Annotated in this window: 16 protein-coding genes, 1 tRNA gene and 1 pseudogene; 12 read left to right on the top strand and 6 right to left on the bottom strand. The window is 70.6% G+C overall.

Translation table 11 applies throughout. From position 1 onward, the window contains the following. On the top strand, window positions 1-607 hold a 607-nt coding region (locus MXD58_RS07000; protein WP_250609130.1), incomplete at its 5' end, for a TIR domain-containing protein. 193 nt (window positions 608-800) lie between these two features. Here the strand turns inward: MXD58_RS07000 and MXD58_RS06995 are convergent. Both MXD58_RS06995 and MXD58_RS06990 read right to left on the bottom strand, forming a co-directional pair. Next, window positions 801-1,475 (bottom strand): 2'-5' RNA ligase family protein, encoded by a 675-nt coding sequence (locus MXD58_RS06995; RefSeq protein WP_248838945.1) that lies wholly within the window; start codon window positions 1,473-1,475, stop codon window positions 801-803. An 11-nt stretch (window positions 1,476-1,486) separates the two neighbouring features. Beyond that, the gene (locus MXD58_RS06990; protein WP_248838944.1) at window positions 1,487-2,800 is read right to left on the bottom strand and encodes a helix-turn-helix domain-containing protein; all 1,314 of its coding nucleotides are present in this window, start codon (window positions 2,798-2,800) and stop codon (window positions 1,487-1,489) included. A gap of 258 nt (window positions 2,801-3,058) precedes the next feature. Between MXD58_RS06990 and MXD58_RS06985 the strand changes: the two genes are divergently transcribed. After that, window positions 3,059-3,346, top strand: a complete 288-nt coding sequence (locus MXD58_RS06985) for a hypothetical protein (protein ID WP_248838943.1) — start codon at window positions 3,059-3,061, stop codon at window positions 3,344-3,346. After that, entirely contained in the window at window positions 3,343-3,792 is a 450-nt protein-coding gene (locus tag MXD58_RS06980; protein WP_250609129.1) for a frankia-40 domain-containing protein, read from the top strand. Before MXD58_RS06985 ends, MXD58_RS06980 begins: the two co-directional genes overlap by 4 nt. Before the next feature lie 42 nt (window positions 3,793-3,834). Here the strand turns inward: MXD58_RS06980 and MXD58_RS06975 are convergent, their stop codons facing one another. Beyond that, on the bottom strand, window positions 3,835-4,260 hold the full coding sequence (locus MXD58_RS06975) for a helix-turn-helix domain-containing protein (protein ID WP_248838942.1): 426 nt from the start codon (window positions 4,258-4,260) through the stop codon (window positions 3,835-3,837). Between the two features lie 222 nt (window positions 4,261-4,482). Between MXD58_RS06975 and MXD58_RS06970 the strand changes: the two genes are divergently transcribed. The 7 genes from MXD58_RS06970 to MXD58_RS06940 all read left to right on the top strand — a co-directional run bounded on the left by MXD58_RS06970 (window position 4,483) and on the right by MXD58_RS06940 (window position 10,704). Then, the gene (locus MXD58_RS06970) at window positions 4,483-4,893 is read left to right on the top strand and encodes a plasmid replication, integration and excision activator (protein WP_248838941.1); all 411 of its coding nucleotides are present in this window, start codon (window positions 4,483-4,485) and stop codon (window positions 4,891-4,893) included. Then, window positions 4,890-5,204, top strand: a complete 315-nt coding sequence (locus tag MXD58_RS06965) for a hypothetical protein (protein ID WP_248838940.1) — start codon at window positions 4,890-4,892, stop codon at window positions 5,202-5,204. The genes MXD58_RS06970 and MXD58_RS06965 overlap by 4 nt, the downstream gene beginning before the upstream one ends. A 117-nt stretch (window positions 5,205-5,321) precedes the next feature. Next, window positions 5,322-6,908: an FtsK/SpoIIIE domain-containing protein gene (locus MXD58_RS06960; RefSeq protein WP_248838939.1), complete on the top strand. Its 1,587-nt coding sequence runs from the start codon at window positions 5,322-5,324 to the stop codon at window positions 6,906-6,908. Next, a complete protein-coding gene (locus MXD58_RS06955) occupies window positions 6,905-8,614 on the top strand; it encodes a replication initiator (RefSeq protein ID WP_248838938.1) in 1,710 nt (569 codons plus the stop codon). The genes MXD58_RS06960 and MXD58_RS06955 overlap by 4 nt, the downstream gene beginning before the upstream one ends. A 31-nt stretch (window positions 8,615-8,645) precedes the next feature. Next, window positions 8,646-8,831, top strand: coding sequence for a helix-turn-helix domain-containing protein (locus MXD58_RS06950; RefSeq protein WP_248810795.1), 186 nt, complete (start codon window positions 8,646-8,648; stop codon window positions 8,829-8,831). A gap of 144 nt (window positions 8,832-8,975) precedes the next feature. Continuing rightward, on the top strand, window positions 8,976-9,272 hold the full coding sequence (locus tag MXD58_RS06945; RefSeq protein WP_248838937.1) for a frankia-40 domain-containing protein: 297 nt from the start codon (window positions 8,976-8,978) through the stop codon (window positions 9,270-9,272). A 154-nt stretch (window positions 9,273-9,426) separates the two neighbouring features. Continuing rightward, window positions 9,427-10,704, top strand: a complete 1,278-nt coding sequence (locus MXD58_RS06940; RefSeq protein WP_248838936.1) for a tyrosine-type recombinase/integrase — start codon at window positions 9,427-9,429, stop codon at window positions 10,702-10,704. A gap of 118 nt (window positions 10,705-10,822) precedes the next feature. Here MXD58_RS06940 and MXD58_RS06935 read toward each other — a convergent pair. Next, a tRNA-Arg gene (locus MXD58_RS06935) sits at window positions 10,823-10,895 on the bottom strand. A gap of 229 nt (window positions 10,896-11,124) precedes the next feature. Continuing rightward, a complete protein-coding gene (locus tag MXD58_RS06930; RefSeq protein ID WP_248838935.1) occupies window positions 11,125-12,003 on the bottom strand; it encodes an aldo/keto reductase in 879 nt (292 codons plus the stop codon). A gap of 566 nt (window positions 12,004-12,569) precedes the next feature. Between MXD58_RS06930 and MXD58_RS06925 the strand changes: the two genes are divergently transcribed. After that, window positions 12,570-13,205: a single-stranded DNA-binding protein gene (locus tag MXD58_RS06925; RefSeq protein ID WP_248838934.1), complete on the top strand. Its 636-nt coding sequence runs from the start codon at window positions 12,570-12,572 to the stop codon at window positions 13,203-13,205. Window positions 13,206-13,471: 266 nt separating this feature from the next. After that, on the top strand, window positions 13,472-15,388 hold the full coding sequence (locus MXD58_RS06920) for a DUF7846 domain-containing protein (RefSeq protein WP_250609128.1): 1,917 nt from the start codon (window positions 13,472-13,474) through the stop codon (window positions 15,386-15,388). Here MXD58_RS06920 and MXD58_RS31650 read toward each other — a convergent pair. After that, window positions 15,370-16,290 (bottom strand): annotated as a pseudogene (locus MXD58_RS31650) (AAA family ATPase); the annotation flags it as partial. The gene MXD58_RS06920 and the pseudogene MXD58_RS31650 overlap by 19 nt on opposite strands. Window positions 16,291-16,617: the final 327 nt, after the last annotated feature.

The following is a 16,617-nucleotide window of genomic DNA, read 5'->3' as shown; positions in this document are numbered from 1 at the left end:
AGATACTACAGACCCGAGCCATATTTCGATTTTGGCACGCACTGTCGAAGATAAAGTAAATCGCTTGTCTTCGATTAAAGACACGCTAGACCTATTTAGGGAAACGCAAGAAGTGGGGACGGTGCCACATCTTGAGAATTCCGGCGGCGTCGCTAACCCGCAGAAGATCTTTCTTGTTCATGGGAGAAATGACGCCGCCCGCCTTGAGGTTCAACATTTTGTAGAGAGAGTAACAAGGCTGGACGTAGTAGTTCTAGCGGATCGCCCGTCGCAAGGGCAGACAATCATAGAAAAATTGGAGGGTCACTTTGAGAACAGTGCCTTCGCTGTTGTGTTGATGACTGCCGACGATGAAGGCAGGCTTCGCGGTGGCGGGGAGCTCCAGTTTCGGGCGCGACAGAACGTCGTTCTTGAACTGGGTATGGCGGTCGCAAAGCTCGGCCGAAGAAACGTGGCGGTCCTCTATGAAGACGGAGTTGAGATGCCGAGCGACTACTATGGTGTCGTCTTCACGCCGTTCGACTCTGGAGGTGGCTGGAAGCTAAAACTGGTAGGCGAACTAAGATCCGCCGGAATCGAAGCCGATGCCAATGCTATCTTTTCTTGATTTTCGCTTCGATGGTGCAATCGAAATATTGTCGGACCGCGACGCGCCCGGCGAGCACGGCCGTCCACGGCCGCGCGCAGCCGGCCGCGCGGCACGGCCGCTTGATCCTAAAACGGAGAATTCGGCAACGTGCGGCGGCTGGTCGCGGTCGGGTGCTCGTGGTGGTTGGCGTGGTCCTGGCCCTCGTGGTGGTTCAGGGGGTGAGGTCGATGTGGTGGCGGATGTCCCAGCGGTACGTGTGGCCGTCGCGGCGGAGTTCGAGAAGGTCGACGCTGGCCACGGGCAGGCTGATCGGTGGGCGCTGTCGTAGCTCGGTGAGGCGGCCGATGACCTCGGCGGCCGGTGGGGTGGAGTTGCAGTAGGTGACGCTGATGTGGGGCTTGAACCGTGCCGGCTCGTTGGACACCTGGTCGGGGCCGAGGACGGTGCCGATGGCGGTGCGTAGTCGTTCCCGGAGTTCGGCAACGGGTGCCCAGGGGGCGGCGCGCAGGAATGTCCCGCCAGGGTAGGCGGCGATTGGGCCGACGGTGAGGGTGAACGGTTCGATGTCGGCGCACTGCTCGTCGGCGGCCTTTGCGAGGGCGGTGACCTGGTCGGGGGGCATCTCGTCGGCGAAGGCGACTCCTTGCACGGTCATGTGCAGGCCGTCGATGGGCACGGGGTCGAGGTAGTCCAGGTCGGCAAGCTCGCGTTGGAAGCTGGCCACCTGGTCGGTGAGGGCCTGGTCGTGGAAGACGAAATACCAGGTCAGGTAGTGCCGGTCGGGTCGCCATCCGGGGCGCCACCACCAGTGGTCGGCCATCCGCTGCGTGTGGCGGAAGGTGTCCCAGTCGTCGACGTCGGCCTGCTGCTCGGGAGTGAGTGGCACGGCCCCACAGGCTATGCGGTGGGCATCCGCCACGCCTTGACCGCGTCCGCCACGCTGGCGATCTCCGGAACGGCGTGCCAGGGGGCGGCGGTGGTCAGGAAGTCCTTGGCTCGGCGGGCGACGACCTCGGAGCGCAGATCGGCACCGACGGCCAAGGCCTCGCCGACGAGCGTCCCGGCCCGATCGGGTTCAGGTGACGGCCCGGCCAGGTAGGTCAGGCTGGCGTCGACGAGGGTGAGGGCGTGGCTGGCGGTGGACTCGGCGGCGGCGAAGATGGGGATGGCCTGGTCGGTGAACTCCCGGGCGCGTTCGTGGGCTCCGGCGGCGAGGTAGGCCGACGCTGCGTTGCCGGCGATACGGGAGGCCGTGAACGGGTCGAACGACAGGAAGTAGCCGACCGGATCAGCATCATGGATCTTCGAGTGGGCGGTGAGCGCGCGGCCGACGGCCTCGTCAACACCGGCGGCGTCGCCAAGTTTGCCCAGGGTGCGTGCCTCGCCGCTGATCGCCAGACGGATGGAGGCAGGGCCGCCGCGGGCGTAACGCTGGCCGTCGCGGGCAAGGTCGAGGGCTTCGCGATACCGGCCGCCGTAGTAGGCGATGAAACTCTGGGTTCCCCGAACCCACGCGGCAAGATCGCCGTGCCCGGCGGCTTTGGCCAGACTCATCGCCTCGTTGCAGTAAGCACGGGCCACCAGCTCGTTGCCCAGGTCGAACGCAAGATAGCCCAGAAGGCCGGAGAGTTTCCCGCCGACGAGGTAGAGGTGTCGGCGCTGGGCGGGGTGCTGGTGTCCGGCCATGAGTTCGGCAACCCATCGGCGCTGCTTCAACGCGACCGGGTAGACCGTGGCGGCGTCGCTGGTCTCATACCGGCGGCCGACAACCTCGATGCTTGCTTCCAACTGTTCGAGGGAGGCGTCGTCGACATTTGAGGCGGCGAACAACTGCATCCGCCGGGTGACCTCGTCCAGTTCTTCGTCGAGCGTCCATGCGGCGACCCCGACCGCGGTGAGAACCGTCCGCCGGTCCGGCCCGGCGTCGGCGGGCACTACGGCGACGGCTGATCCCGGAGTGCCTCCGGTCGGCTGGTCCGCGGGGGATGGGGCGGCGGCGAGGCCGAGACGCTCGCGGGGGATGTCGAGTCCTTCGGCGAACTTCTCGTAGGTCTCGATGCTGGAGACCTGGCGCTTGCCGTTGAGGATGAGACTGATCGTCGGCTGCGGTACCCCGGTCATGGTCGCGATCTGGGGTTGGGATGCGCCGGTCCACCGCTTGTAGATCGTCAGCACTGCCTGCATGTCGCGTTCGGCGAGGGCGGCGGCCATGTCAGGTCGGTCCCATAGTCCGGTCGGCGCGGTAGGCAGCGGGCGGCGTCGGGTCATGGGCGGTGGCTCCCGTCAGACGAAGCTGCGCTGTGGCGATGTGCGCACCGTCCGCCAGTGTATCCACGCTCGGTATTCGGCCGCATATCTATTCGGAACTGCCTGGTGACGTCAGCGTACGTCCGGGCTGTCCCGTTTCCCGCGCCGAGCGTGGGACGGCGGGCGCAGTGGTCCCGGTGACGATGCGACGGGAAGGACGAGATGACGCCAGCGGACGACGATTCGACGAGAACGACAGGGCAGCGCGGTGGGCTGCTGTTCGGCGCGATCAGTTTCGAGCCTGGGGGAAACGGGCTGGTGCGGGAAGCGGTGGTCGCTTTCCGGTCGGCGGCCGATGCTGACCGGTACGCGAGCGAGCATGGGTGGGCCGAGCATCAGGTGTGCCCGCTGCGGTTCCTGGTCGGCACCCCGCCGGCCGACAACAGCGGGATGGTGCGCGGCGGGGCGTTGGGGCATCCGCCGGTTCGTCGGCAGCGGCGGGTCCGGTGAACCCCTGGTCGGCCGACGCCCTCGAACGGCCAGAGGAAGTGCCTCCTGCCGCGGTGACGATGGTGCCGTGGGGCCCTGGCGAGTGGACGCTGTCGGTGCGGCCCGGGTCGACGGCGGGAGACCTGTACCGGGCGCTCGCTGAGATGCCGGCGGGGGTGGAGTTCCTCGCCGCGTTCGGCGACGTCGATACCGTGCTGGTCTACCGTCTGCCCGGTGAGGCTCCGTCGCGCCGGGAGCTGGTGACGCTGCGCGGCTCGGCGCTCGACGTGCCGGATGCGGAACCGAACCGGTCACGGTGGATGACGACGGGAGAACAGCAGGCGTTCCGCGCCGGATACTGCGAAGCCCTCGACACCGTTCGCCTGTACGTCAGCCGCCTCGCCGAGGGCGTTTCGGCAGACGACGGCGAACCTCCCCCCGACCCGGTGCCCCCGGCTGACGGCTGACCTGGCGGGCCCCGTGCGGCTGGGCCGGATCGGACAGTGGAGTTATGCCGCTGTCGGGTCCGGCCCTTCGTCGTATCCGGCGGACTGGCCCTGGCCGTCGTCACCTCCCGCGGTCGGCACCCGCAGGTACACGCCGAGGTCGGCAACACGACGCTCGATCCGCAGCAGCACCTCAAGGATCTGCTGATCGATCGGCAGGGGCGGAACGGTCACGACACGCGGTGGCTCACCGAGAAGCACGGTCAGAAGATGATCGTCGGGCCAACCGAGGGCACGGGCGATGGCTATCAGGGTCGTGTCCTGCGCGCGGCGGCGGCTCGTCCCGCGCTGAAGCTCGCGCAAGGTGGCCACCGACACCCCAGATGCGGCGGCAAGGGCCTGCTGGGTGATCCGGCGCTCTCGCATACGGACGTTGACGGCCTGGCCGACCGCCGGCCAATCCTCGCCCGTCGCGGTGTCACGCAGCATCTCGACTCAACACCTCCCGTCGCTTGTTGCGCGTCAAACACTAGCGGTCGACGAGTGCTGTCCGGAAGATCGCCGCAACGCTGAGCGCATTTCTATATCGGCACGTTATCCCCACCCGTATATGCGCTTGGCGAGCGCTCGGCGAGCGGAGCATTGTGGGTTCTGCCTGGCAGCGGCCGGAACACCGGCGGCGGGGCTGGCACTCACGGAGGATGATCGTCAATGGCGGTTCCGTCGCGTATTCCGGTGCGTTTCGAGGATGTGTTTCCGGCGGGTGCGTTTGTGCTGGGGGTGGAGGCGTCGGCTGACTACGAGAAGGTGAAGGCGAAGCTGCCGGATGTGCAGGCGCGGGACAAGGACACCGGTGAGCGGGTGTGGGCGGTGCGGGTGTTGGACGCGGACCCGACGGCTCGGCAGGCCGAGGTGAAAGTGAAGATCACCGGTGAGGTGCAGCCGGTGCCGCCGGAGGCGATGGCGGGGACGCCGTTTCGGCCGGTGGTGTTCGAGGGTCTGACGGTGACGCCGTGGGTGGATACCAACGGGTCCCGTCCGCGGCAGGCGTTCGCATTGCGGGCGGCGGCGATGGTGGCCGTGGGCCAGACCGGCCGGCGGGCTGCGGCGGTGGCGGCATGAACGGCGAGGAACGCAAACCGTCCTACCTGTCGATGGCCCTGGGTGTCGGTGGTGACTGGCGGGTGGCCTGCCATACCTACGCCAACCGCGGTCCGATCCTGGCCGTCGACGCCGACGGGATGTCGCTGGCCGTGTCGGCGAAGTATGGCGCCCCGGACGCTGATCACCTGGATTTCGCCTACGCGCTGCTGGCCGCGGTGAACGACTATCTCATCGTCTGCGAAGCCTTCCGGTTCGACGCCGAGGAAGCGGCGAACCCTTCGGCTGACACCGCGAATCCGCCGGCTGCGGTGGAGAACCACGCCGCATAGCACCACCCTTTCCGGTCGGCGACCCGGATCGCTCTCCGCTCCGGGTCCACCCGCCGCTCTTTCCTTCCTCTTCTCCTCTCCGTAGTTTTGTGCGCTCGAAAACAGGTGGTATTTGTCATGTCCAGAATCAAGGGAGACCGTCCTGCGCCGCGGATTCCGACCCGTGCGGACAAGGTGCGGGTGCCGCTGTGGATGCTGCTCCTGGCTGTCGCCGGGAAGGGCCTGTGGCTCGCCGTCCGCTGGTCCTTCCGCCATCGGATCGCGGTCGCCGTCGTGGTCGGCCTGCTGCTGTTCACTCACCGGTTTGGCCCGGTGGGCCTGGCCGCTCTGGCCGGCGGGCTGGCCGTGGCGACGGTCGTCTGGGCGCGGCTGCATCCCCGGTCGTGCGCCTGGGCGGGCCACTGGATGTGGGGGCGGGTGCGGCTGACGTTCGTCTACCGCTGGCGGTGGCGGGACGCGATGGTCCACACCGACCTTGCGATCCGGATGCCCACCTCGAACGCCGATCAGGTGATGTTCGACGAGTACTTCCCGCGTATCCGCACGATCCGTTCCACCCGGGCGGTGGACACCCTGCGGGTGGAACTGCTGCCCGGTCAGACCCCCGAGCAGTGGGCGGAGCAGGGCGAGGCGTTGCGGCATGTCTTCCGGGCCCGGCGCTGCCAGGTGCAGGCCGAGACGTTCCGTTTCGTCCGGCTGCACTTCCACCACCGTGACACCCTCACCCGCCCCGTCACCCCCACCCACCTCGACGAGATGAGCAGCACTCCGGGCGACGCCGACCCTGACCCGGCCGGCGCCGACCCGGACCCCACACCGAACCGCATGCCACTTCACACCGCCTACGCCCGGCTCATCGCCGGATTGTCTGGCATCCCCGTAGGCCGCTGCGAAGACGGATCGGCCTGGACGCTGCCCGTGCGCGGGACGCATGTCCTGGTCGCCGGTGCCACCGGGGCGGGGAAGGGCTCGGTGCTGTGGTCGCTGCTGCGCGGGCTCGGCCCGGCGGTGCGGGCAGGGCTGGTGGAGCTATGGGTGTGCGACCCCAAAGGCGGGATGGAACTCGCCTTCGGACAGGCCTTGTTCACCCGCTTCGCCACCACTACGGACACCATCGCCGCTCTGCTCGACGACGCCGTTGGCGTCATGCGGGACCGCACCGCTCGCCTGTCCGGTGTGACCCGACTGCACACCCCGACCACCACAGAGCCGCTGATCGTCCTGGTTGTCGATGAGATCGCCTCGCTGACCGCCTACGTCACCGACCGGGACCTGAAAAAGCGGATCGGTGCGGCGCTGCCGCTGCTGCTCTCACAGGGCCGGGCCCCCGGTGTGGTGGTCCTGGCCGCGGTGCAGGACCCGCGCAAGGACGTGCTGCCGTTCCGGGACCTGTTCCCGGTGCGGGTCGCACTCCGGATGACCGAACCCGACCAGGCCGACCTTGTCCTTGGCTCCGGTTCCCGCGACCGGGGAGCACGGGCGGAGGAGATCCCGCTGTCGCTGCCCGGGGTCGGCTACGTCCTGCACGACGGTAACCCCGACCCGATCCGGGTCCGGGCCGCGTTCATCGACGACGACGAGATCGCCCGCACCGTGCACACCTACCGGCCTGCGATGGCCGGCGGCTGGGTGCCCGACCTTGACGCCTTCACCGGCGATGACGATCCCGACGGCGCCCCCGACCAGCTCGACGCCGCCGCATGACCGCGCCACTCCACGGACCTGACCCGGCCGCTCCCACCCCGCCCCCCGGGGATGGTGAGCGTCCGGGTTCCCGGGCCGCGCGCATGCGGATGCCCCTGGCCCGCCACGTTGTCGAGGCCGTCGCTTTGGACAACGGGGTGTGTGTCCGGCCGATGCCGATGCGCCGGACCAACCTGGACACCGGCGAAACACAGATCATCCCCGTCCCGTGTAGCGCCACCTTGGCATCGAAATGCCCTCCGTGTGCGGAGAAAGCCCGCCGGCTACGGATGGCTCAGTGCAAGACCGGCTGGCATCTCGATGACGAACCGGTCCCCGACCCCGACCCACCCACCGACGACGCCAAAGCCCTCGCGACCCTGCGCGCGGACCTCGAAGCAGCCCGCGCCGACGTCCTGACAGCCGGCGATGTCGGTCAGGTCGGGGAGATCGACGAGCTGATCGGGCAGGTCGACGACGAACTGGCCGCATTGGGTGTGCGGGGCAAGGCTGCCCCGGACAACCGGGACCGGCCTCGGCGCGTCCGCTCGACCCGGCGGCGCCAGGATGCCCCCGACCTGCCCCGTTTCCCCGTCGACCGGCGCACGGTCGGGCGGACCTTCGAGGCAGCGGATGGGACGGTGTGGCGCCCGTCGATGTTCCTCACCCTGACCTGCGACACCTACGGCCGGGTCCACTCCGACGGCACCCCCGTCGACCCGGCGTCCTACGACTACCGGCGGGCCGCCCGGGACGCCATCCACTTCCCGAAGCTGCTCGACCGGTTCTGGCAGAACCTGCGCCGCGCGGTCGGCTGGGACGTCCAGTACTTCGCCGCGCTGGAACCCCAGAAACGCCTTGCCCCGCACCTGCACGCGGCGATCCGCGGCACCATCCCCCGGGCGATGCTGCGCCTGGTCGCGGCGGCCACCTACCACCAGGTCTGGTGGCCGCAGGCTGACCGGCCGGTCTACGACGATCACCGGCTACCGGTCTGGAACGAGGGAGCCGCCGGCTACGTCGATCCCGACAGCGGGCTGCCGCTGCTGTCCTGGGATGACGCCCTCGACGGCATCGGCGAGGACGACGAACCCGCCCACGTCGTCCGCTTCGGCCCGCAACTGCGTGCCGACGGGGTCACCGCGAACAGCGCGCAGACCGGCCGGATGATCGGCTATCTGACCAAGTACCTGACCAAAAGCCTCGACGCCTGCCACAACCTCGCCAGCGACCCGCAACGCCGCCACGTCGACCGGCTCGCCGACGCCCTACGCCACGAACCCTGCTCCCCGACCTGCGCGAACTGGCTGCGCTACGCCATCCAACCCCGCAACCCCCGCCCCGGACTCGTCCCCGGCCGGTGCAAGGGCAAGGTCCACCGGCGAGAAACCCTCGGCTTCGGCGGTCGGCGCGTCCTGGTCTCCCGACGCTGGTCCGGCAAAACCCTCACCGACCACCGACACGACCGGGTCACGTTCATCCGGCAGCAACTCGACGCCCTCGGCGCCACCGGGACCGGCCCGGCCACACCCGACGGCGAGTCCGACCCGGCCCGGATGGTCTGGCAGCTCCTGCGGCCCGGCGACCCGGCGGCACCTCGCCGTGAACATCTGCTGTTGCACGCGGTCGCGCAACGCCACGCCTGGCGGGCGCAGCTCGATGCCGCCCGGGCCGCTGCTGCCGACGGCCTTCCGGCAACCGGCCCACCGCTGCCCGACGCCGCCTGAACCCCTGTCCTGTGAGTCCTCGGAGAGACCCGTGCACAAGCTCTTGCTGACCGTCAACGAAGCGGCGGCCCTGCTCGGCGTCGGCCGGACCACCGTCTATGACCTGATCCGAGCCAACCGCCTTGAAGCGGTCCAGATCGGGCGGTCCCGCCGTGTTCCCCGCGCCGCGGTCCTCGCCTACGTCGATCGGCTGCGCGGCGAAGGAGAAGCCGCGTGACCGGCAAACGGGCTCACGCCCGGAACCGCGGGCCACCAGCCGCGGGCCCGACCTTCTCGGCGATCAAGACGGTCCCGGCGGGTGCTACCAACACCCGGCCGGGACCTGAGCCCCACCCCTTGGAACAAGCAAGGAGAGAGACCTGTGCCCATCTTCTCGTCCGGACCGCACGGCGCGTGGCGGACCCCCGGCGACGACCATCCCCTCATCTCCGCCAGAGCCGACCACAACGGCGACCATGCGGTGATCCTCCGGCCTGGTGCTGACATCGGCGACTTGGTGGCGCTGCTCACCACGCTGCCGCCGGCCGCCTTCTTCACCGAGCACTTCGGCGATGTCGACGTCGTCCTGATCTTCCGCCCGGTCCCTGGCGATCCGGCAACCGTCCCGGCCGGCGAGACGAATCCGCCCGACCCGGCGGCGGCACACGCGACGCCGTAACCCACCGTCGCTCTCCCCGTTCCTCCGCCGCGGCCCGGAAGACCATCCCCTCGCCGGAGGAACGGGGGACATCTCGTCCTGGGCCGACACCGCATCGTGCGACCGGCCCCGGCGGCGAGCCGACCCCATCTCTCGGCAAGGAGCCACGCTCACCATGCCCGCCAATGACGACGCCCCCACGAACGGCCGGCGCAAGACCCGCAGGGAACGGACGAAGCGCGCCAACGGACAGGGCTCGATCTACCAACGCGCCGACGGCATGTGGGTCGGCGCGGCCTACGTCCTCATGCCCGACGGCACCACCAGACGGCGGCCGGTCTACGGAAAGTCGGAGGAGATCGTCCGGGGCAAGCTCACCGAGCTACAGGCCAACTCCGATCAGGGCATTCCCGCGGACGCGACCGGGTGGACGGTCGGTCGGTTCCTGTCGGCCTGGCTGGAGGGCACGGTGAAGCCGAACCGGCAGCCGAACACCTACATCACGTATGAAAAGGCCGTTCGGATCTACCTCGTGCCGGGTCTCGGTAAGAAGCGGCTGAACAAGCTCACGGCGGCCGAGGTTCGCCAGTTCATCCGACGGCTGGAGAACACCTGCCTGTGCTGCGAACGGGGGAGAGATGCTGCCCGTCCGGTGGGGGAGCGGCGCTGCTGCGCGGTCGGTCGGTGCTGCGAACGACGTCCCTCGAAGCGTCAGGTCCAGGTCGTTCACGCGGTGCTGCGCAACGCGCTGCAAGCGGCGGTCCGCGAGGAACTGATCCGGCGCAACGTCGCCAAGCTCGTGCAGGTTTCGACACCGCGCTATGGCATCGACCGGGGCCTGACCGTGGACCAGGCCCACATGTTGCTCGACGCCGCGACCGGCGACCGGCTGTACGCCCTGCTGGTCCTGGCCCTGTTCCTCGGAATGCGCCGGGGGGAACTGCTCGGACTCCAGTGGTCCGACATCGACAGGGAACGGGAAACGCTCACCATCCGCCACACCCTTCAGCGGGTCGGCGGGGAACTGCGGCTGCTCCCGCCGAAGACGGACGACTCGGAACGCACCCTTCCGCTGCTGGGCCTGGTGGCCGACGCGCTGACGGAGCACCGCGAGTTCCAGGACGCCGAGCGGGAAGCGGCCGGCACGCGGTGGGTGAACACCGGTCACGTCTTCACCACGAAGATCGGAACCCCGATCGAACCGGACAACCTCCGCCGGTTCTGGATGCCGCTACGACGGGCGGCCGGACTCGACACCGTGGTGTTCCACGGGCTGCGGCACACCTGCGTGACTCTGCTTCTCGACCTCGGCGTTCCGCCGCACATCGTCCGCGACATCGCCGGACACTCGGCGATCGAGGTCACGATGACGATCTACGCTCATGCGTCCATGGGCGAGAAGCGCCGTGCCCTCGGCAAACTCGACGGCCATCTGACCAACCCGCGGCCCTGAGCACACCCGGCCCCGTTGCTACAGGCGTTGCTACACGTGAGGGGCTTCGGGGAGCTCGGCTCCCCGGCAGACATGACGGAGGGATCGAAAGGCGCAGCATGTGGGCATGATCCCTACGTGCGCCCGGCAGGGATCGAACCTGCGACCTGGTGCTTAGAAGGCACTCGCTCTATCCACTGAGCTACGGGCGCGTTGGCGGCGGGATGGGCCTAGCCAGCCAGGCCGCACTCAGGGTAGCAAGTCCGGGCCAGGTATCGGACACATGGTCATCCGGATCTTCGTCGCACCGATCGGGGTCGGGCCAGGTGTTGCGGAACCAGAGGTGGCAGAGGCGCCTGCGGGCCGCTCATCACCCGAACGGGTGATGAGCGGGCCGGCCCGATGGGTCGACCACCGGGGTGACTGGCGATCGTCCGGAGATCAGGAACCGAGCTTGGCGAGGTTTTCGAACTCCTCATCCGTGAGGGTGATCCCCGCGGCGGCGACGTTCTCCTCAAGGTGGGCCACCGACGACGTGCCGGGGATCGGCAGGACGACGGGGGAGCGGCGCAGCAGCCAGGCGAGGGCGAGCTGGGCTGGGCTCGCGTGGTGGTCCTTCGCGGCGGCGTCGAGGACGCTGCCGGGCTTGGCGAGCTTGCCGGTGGCCATCGGGTCCCAGGGGATGAAGCCGATGTTCTCCTTCTCGGCGTAGTCGAGCAGTTCCTCGGCGGTGCGGTAGGCGAGGTTGTAGCGGTTTTGCACGCTGACGATCGGCACGATGGTGCGCGCGTGCGCCACCTCGGCGACGTTGACCTCGGACAGCCCGATGTGGCGGATCTTGCCCTCCTGCTGCAGGGCGAGCAGTTCGCCGAGGGAGTCCTCCACCGGGGTGTCGGGGTCGATCCGGTGCAGCTGGTAGAGATCGATCTGCTCAAGGCGAAGCCGTCGCAGCGACATCTCGACCTGCTGGCGCAGGTAGGCGGGGCGGGCGACGGGCAGCCAACGGTTCGGCCCCTGCCGGGTCAGCCCACCCTTGGTCGCGATGACCAGGCCCTCGGGGTAGGGGTGCAGCGCCTCGGCGATCAGCTCCTCGCTGACGTGCGGGCCGTACGAGTCGGCCGTGTCGATGAAGTTCACCCCGAGGTCCACCGCGCGGCGCAGTACGGCGCGGGCCTCGTCCGGGTTGGCCGGTGGCCCCCAGATGCCCGGCCCGGTGATGCGCATCGCGCCGAACCCGAGCCGGGTCACCGGCAGGTCGCCGCCGAGCTGGAAGGTGCCGCTCCCGGCGGCGGTCGTCTCGCTGGTCGTGGTCGTCGGCATTGCTGTCCTCCGGTTAGGACGATTTCGACGGTCATGGTGCATGCGGTGGGGGATCCCGCGATGGTCAGCCGGGCTTGGCGCCGGGTGACCGGTGGCGAGGGGGCGCCCCGCGATGGGTCCAGTGCGCGCCGCGGCACAACCCCGCCGACCCTCGACAACCGGGCATTGGTCGTTGGTGTTCCCGCTCGGCCCCCGCCTACCGCCTGTTCTCAGTCTTCCTGTCGCTGCCGCACCTCGGACAGTGGGTTCAGCTGCCCGGCCGTGTGGCGGACGTGTGCCTCGGCATCGCCTGGGCAGCGGACCTGCCCGAACACGCTCGGGCTAGTTGGTTCGGGCAGGGGGCGCGGGAGCCCGGTCGGGGGGTACGCCGGCTGTGGACGAGACATGGTTGTCCACAGCCGGACCGGATGGGCTTGGCCGACCCGGATCCGCGGCGCACAGTGGCGGAGATGACCGCGGCAGCGACCCGCTGCCCGCCTGGTCCCCTTCCGTCGGGGTCCACCTCCGGCTCCCTTACAGCCACGTCAGTGCGTCCTCGCGCTCCCTCCCTGTCCCGAGGAGTAGCCATGCTCGACACGATCATCACTCTCGTCGGAAACCTGGTCGACGACCCAGAACACCGGACGACGGCGAACGGCGCGTCCGTGTGCAGCTTCCGGCTGGCCTCGACACCCCGGCGGTTCGACCGGGCCGAGAATCGCTGGGTGGACGGAACGACGCTCTTCCTCCGGGTGTCGTGCTGGCGCCAGCTTGCCGACAACGTCGCCGCGAGCCTCGGCCGCGGTGACCGCGCGCTGGTCTACGGCCGGCTGCGGCAGCGCTCCTTCGAGACGAGCGAGGGGGAGCGGCGCGTCACCTACGAGATCGACGCCGACGCGGTCGGCGCCGAACTGACCTGGCATGCCGCCCATTCGGAGCGCCTCGCCCGCCGTCCCGCCGGGCCGTCGTCCATGCCCGTCGAGCCGGCCGGCCCGGCGGGCGCGGGCCCACTGGTGGACATCGACGCCTCCACCACCGGCGGCCTGTCCGCGCCGGAACCCGTCGGGGCCGTGACCGTGGGCGGTGCCACCCGGCTCGCGAACGTCCTGGTCGGGCAGGCGCCGCAGGCCGGGCCTACCGGGAATGCCACGGCGGAGGAACTTCTGCCGATCGGGGCGGCGTCGCTGGCCTCGGTCTCGGCAGGCGAGGGCCGACACGGATGACGGCCAACATGGCGCGCCAGCCGTGCCCGGGGGTCCCGCTACGGAGGCGCCCGGGCCATCCCGGCGGTCGCCGGTGCCAGCCAACGCACGCTGACCTGCTTGGCCGTGATTGTGGCGGTGCGCCCCGTGGGCGCCCGGCCCTGCCGCCCTCCATGCGCGGGCGGCTGGGTAGCGTGCCGGGAGTGAGTAGCCGGCGCGAGAGTGGAGCCACGCCCCGGCCGCGCCAGCCACCGGACGATCACGGCACTGCTGCCGTGGACGTGGCCGTGCCCCAGGCGGGCTCAGACGAGCCCCGGGCGGCCACCCCGCCTGGGCTGGTCACCGAGCGGGCCGCAGCGCCGGGCCGTGGCGGGCTGGGTCTGCGCGGGCGGCTGGCCGCCATGCCCGGTGAGGCCCGGTACGTGGCAGTGCTCGCGGTGCTGGCGGCGGCCGCCGCCGTCTTGCTGCGGCACACGGTGTTCCCGATGCTGTCGGTCAACAACGACGAGGGCATCTACCTGCTGTACGCGCGCACCCTCGCCGAGGGCCACCTCTTCCCGCGTGCGCCCCAGCCCGCGCAGTCCTACGTGCCCTGGCTGGGCGTCGTCGTCGACGACCACTACGTCCTGAAGTACACGCCGTTCGTGCCGGCGATCTTCGCGCTCGCGCTGCTGGCCTGCGGCACCGTCGATCCGGCCCTGGCCGTCGTCGTCGGCGCGGCGGTCGCGGTGACCTACCACCTCGGGGTCGAGCTGTCGGGCAGCCGGCGGGTCGCGGCGCTGTCGGCGACCCTGCTCGCGCTGTCCCCCCTGGTGCTGGTGCAGAGCGCGATGGTGCTCAGCTACCTGCCGGTGCTGGTCCTGCTGCAGGGCTGCGTCCTCGGGGTGCTGCGTGGGCGGCGGCGGGCGCGGGTCCGTCCGGTCGTGTTCGCGGGGCTGGCACTGGGAGTCGCGGCCGCGGTGCGACCCTACGACGTCGTACTGCTGCTGGCGCCGCTCGCGGTGTGGCTGGTGGTGACCTCCCCGGGCCGGCGCTGGTGGCTGCTGCGCTGGCTGGCCTGCGGACTCGCAGTGCCGATCATCATCACGCTGCTGACGAACCTTGCCGCGACCGGAAGCGCCCTTCGCCTGCCTTTCGCGCTGCTCGAACCGGACGACCGGCTCGGCTTCGGCCGGCGCAAGCTGTATCCGGACGACGGCTGGCACCACTTCGGCCTCGGCGACGGCCTGCGATCCGTCGGTGATCACCTGTGGCTGCTCGGTGGCTGGGCGTGCGGGGGAGTGGTTCTCGCGGTCGCGGCGATCACCGCGGCGGCCCGCCGACGGCTGACCGGCCCCGCGGCGATGCTCGGCCTGGGCGGGCTGGTCTTCCTGCTCGGCTACATCGGGTTCTGGGGGGCGTGGAACGCCGCCGAGCTGTGGGGCGGAATTCGTTATGTCGGCCCTTTCTATCTCGTTCCGGTGCTCATCCCGCTCGTGCACCTCGGCGGGAGTGGCTGTGTCTCGGGCGGGGCGGCGCTGCTCGCCTGGCGGCGGCGCGTGGGCCTGGGCCTGCTGGGCTCGGTGGTCGCCGCCGTCGTCGGCCTCACCTCGGTCATCCTGACCGGGGCGGTGCGTGACAACCTCGCCCTGACCGGCAACGACCAGGCCCTGAGCGCCATGCTGAACCGGCTGCCCGGCCGTCCGCTGGTGTTCGTCGCGGCCAGCCCGAAGTACCTCGGGCATCCCACGCCGGTGGTCGCCAACGGCCCGGACCTGGACGGTCGGGTCCTCTACGCCGTCGCCCGCGGCGTCGACGACCTCACCGTCCTGGCGGACCATCCCGATCGGCCGGCCTATCTGCTGCGCCTCGCGCAGGCCTATGACCGCTCACCCAGGTCGCCGTCAACGGCCCGGGTCGAGCGCCTCGCGTCGCGTAGCGGAGATCAGGTCCCCGTGACGATCACGGTCGGGGCGAACGCCACCTCGGCGCGGACCCGCTCCGCGCGTCTCGTGCTCACCGCCGGGACGCGGTCCCTGTCCGTTCCGGTCGACCCGTGGGCCGCGACCACACTGACCCTGCGGGTGGACGGCAACGGATTGGACCCGGCCGACGTGGCGGTGGCGGCGCGCGCCCGGTCGGCGAGCGACTCCCGTACGCGCAACGCCTCGGCGCGTCGGCGCGCGGCCTGCTCGATGCGGCGCTCGAGCTCGTCGGGACGGTAGGTGGCCCGGCGCGCGGCCAGGGCGCTCACGCTCGTCGCCAGCTCGGGTGAGCCGACCCCGTCCGGCGCCGAGGCGGACGGTGCGTCGGCATCGGTGAGCGACACGCACAGCTGCCGCAGGTCGGCCGGCAGTTTCGCCCGCAGTACCCGCAGCGCCTGCGCCTTCTGACTGGTGACCAGGACCCGCTGCCCTTCGGCGAGCAGCGCGCAGATCAGGTTCGCGATCGTGTGGGTCTTGCCGGTGCCCGGCGGGCCCTCGACGACGACGCCGTTGTCGTGGCCGAGCCGTTCCAGCACCCGGGCCTGCTCGGGGCTCGCCGGCAGTGGCAGCAGCGGGTCGGTGCCGAGCACGGCGCCGCTCGTCGCGCCCTCGGCGGCCAGCCACGCGAGCCGTTGCGGAGTGTCCAGGGTGGCGACGAGCTGGGCGAGGCCCAGCGGCGGCGCGCCGCCACCGCGCAGTGACTCGATCATCCGCTCGTAGTAGCTCAGCAGCGCCGCCTGGTCGCGTACCCGCAGGACCAGGGCCGGCGCGAAGGCCACCCGCGGACCGGCCGCGCCGACGGGTACGGGCGGGGGAGTGTCGCCGGGGTCGAAGCCCTCGGTGGGGACGTCCAGGGCGACGGTGAGCCAGTCCCGCAGCGCCCGCGCGTCGTCGGCGCCGAGCGGGGTCGACGGCCGGTCGTGCAGGCGGTCGTGCAGGCTGTTCGTCCGTTCCCGGCGGAACTCGGGCTGGTCGTCGAGCAGCGGCCCGTCGCCGAGGCGGGTGGACGTTCCCGCCGGCACCCGGATCCGCAGGTCCGAGCTGACCGGGTCGATCTCCGCGCTGACCCGGGTGGTCAGCAGGTGCTCGCGGATCAGCGGGCCGCCACCCGGGCGCCAGGTCAGCAGGCCCGTCGCGAGCACCAGCTCCAGCGCGTCCCCCTCCTGGGCGAGCCGGGCGGCGACGGCGTGCAGGGTCGTGTGCAGCGCGCGGCGCTCGGCGTCGGCACGGGCCCGCCCCGCCCAGATCCGCCACGCCGGCAGCCACCCCCGATACGCCTGCGCGGCCTCGGCCTCGGCCTCGGCGTCAGCGACGGCATCGGCATCGGCATCGGCATCGGTATCGCCATGGGAATCCGGGTCGCTGTCGGTGTTCGGCGCGGGCCCGAGCCAGGTCGGGGGGTGCGCCGGGTCCGCGTGTGCCGCGTCGGGCAGGTCTACGCGGCCGGCCAGGGCGGCGGGCAGCGGGGG

This window comes from Frankia sp. AgKG'84/4, from assembly GCF_023242965.2.
Lineage (GTDB): Bacteria > Actinomycetota > Actinomycetes > Frankiales > Frankiaceae > Frankia.
Note: the sequence above shows the minus strand (reverse complement) of the source record. Positions and strands in the feature narration are given on the sequence as shown.

What these genes read in the sequence shown, in the direction of transcription:
- MXD58_RS06990 (WP_248838944.1), bottom strand. Translation starts at nt 2,800, where the DNA reads ATGGCCGCCGCCCTCGCCGAACGCGACATGCAGGCAGTGCTGACGATC.
- MXD58_RS06985 (WP_248838943.1), top strand. Translation starts at nt 3,059, where the DNA reads ATGACGCCAGCGGACGACGATTCGACGAGAACGACAGGGCAGCGCGGT.
- MXD58_RS06975 (WP_248838942.1), bottom strand. Translation starts at nt 4,260, where the DNA reads ATGCTGCGTGACACCGCGACGGGCGAGGATTGGCCGGCGGTCGGCCAG.
- MXD58_RS06970 (WP_248838941.1), top strand. Translation starts at nt 4,483, where the DNA reads ATGGCGGTTCCGTCGCGTATTCCGGTGCGTTTCGAGGATGTGTTTCCG.
- MXD58_RS06965 (WP_248838940.1), top strand. Translation starts at nt 4,890, where the DNA reads ATGAACGGCGAGGAACGCAAACCGTCCTACCTGTCGATGGCCCTGGGT.
- MXD58_RS06960 (WP_248838939.1), top strand. Translation starts at nt 5,322, where the DNA reads ATGTCCAGAATCAAGGGAGACCGTCCTGCGCCGCGGATTCCGACCCGT.
- MXD58_RS06955 (WP_248838938.1), top strand. Translation starts at nt 6,905, where the DNA reads ATGACCGCGCCACTCCACGGACCTGACCCGGCCGCTCCCACCCCGCCC.
- MXD58_RS06940 (WP_248838936.1), top strand. Translation starts at nt 9,427, where the DNA reads ATGCCCGCCAATGACGACGCCCCCACGAACGGCCGGCGCAAGACCCGC.
- MXD58_RS06930 (WP_248838935.1), bottom strand. Translation starts at nt 12,003, where the DNA reads ATGCCGACGACCACGACCAGCGAGACGACCGCCGCCGGGAGCGGCACC.
- MXD58_RS06925 (WP_248838934.1), top strand. Translation starts at nt 12,570, where the DNA reads ATGCTCGACACGATCATCACTCTCGTCGGAAACCTGGTCGACGACCCA.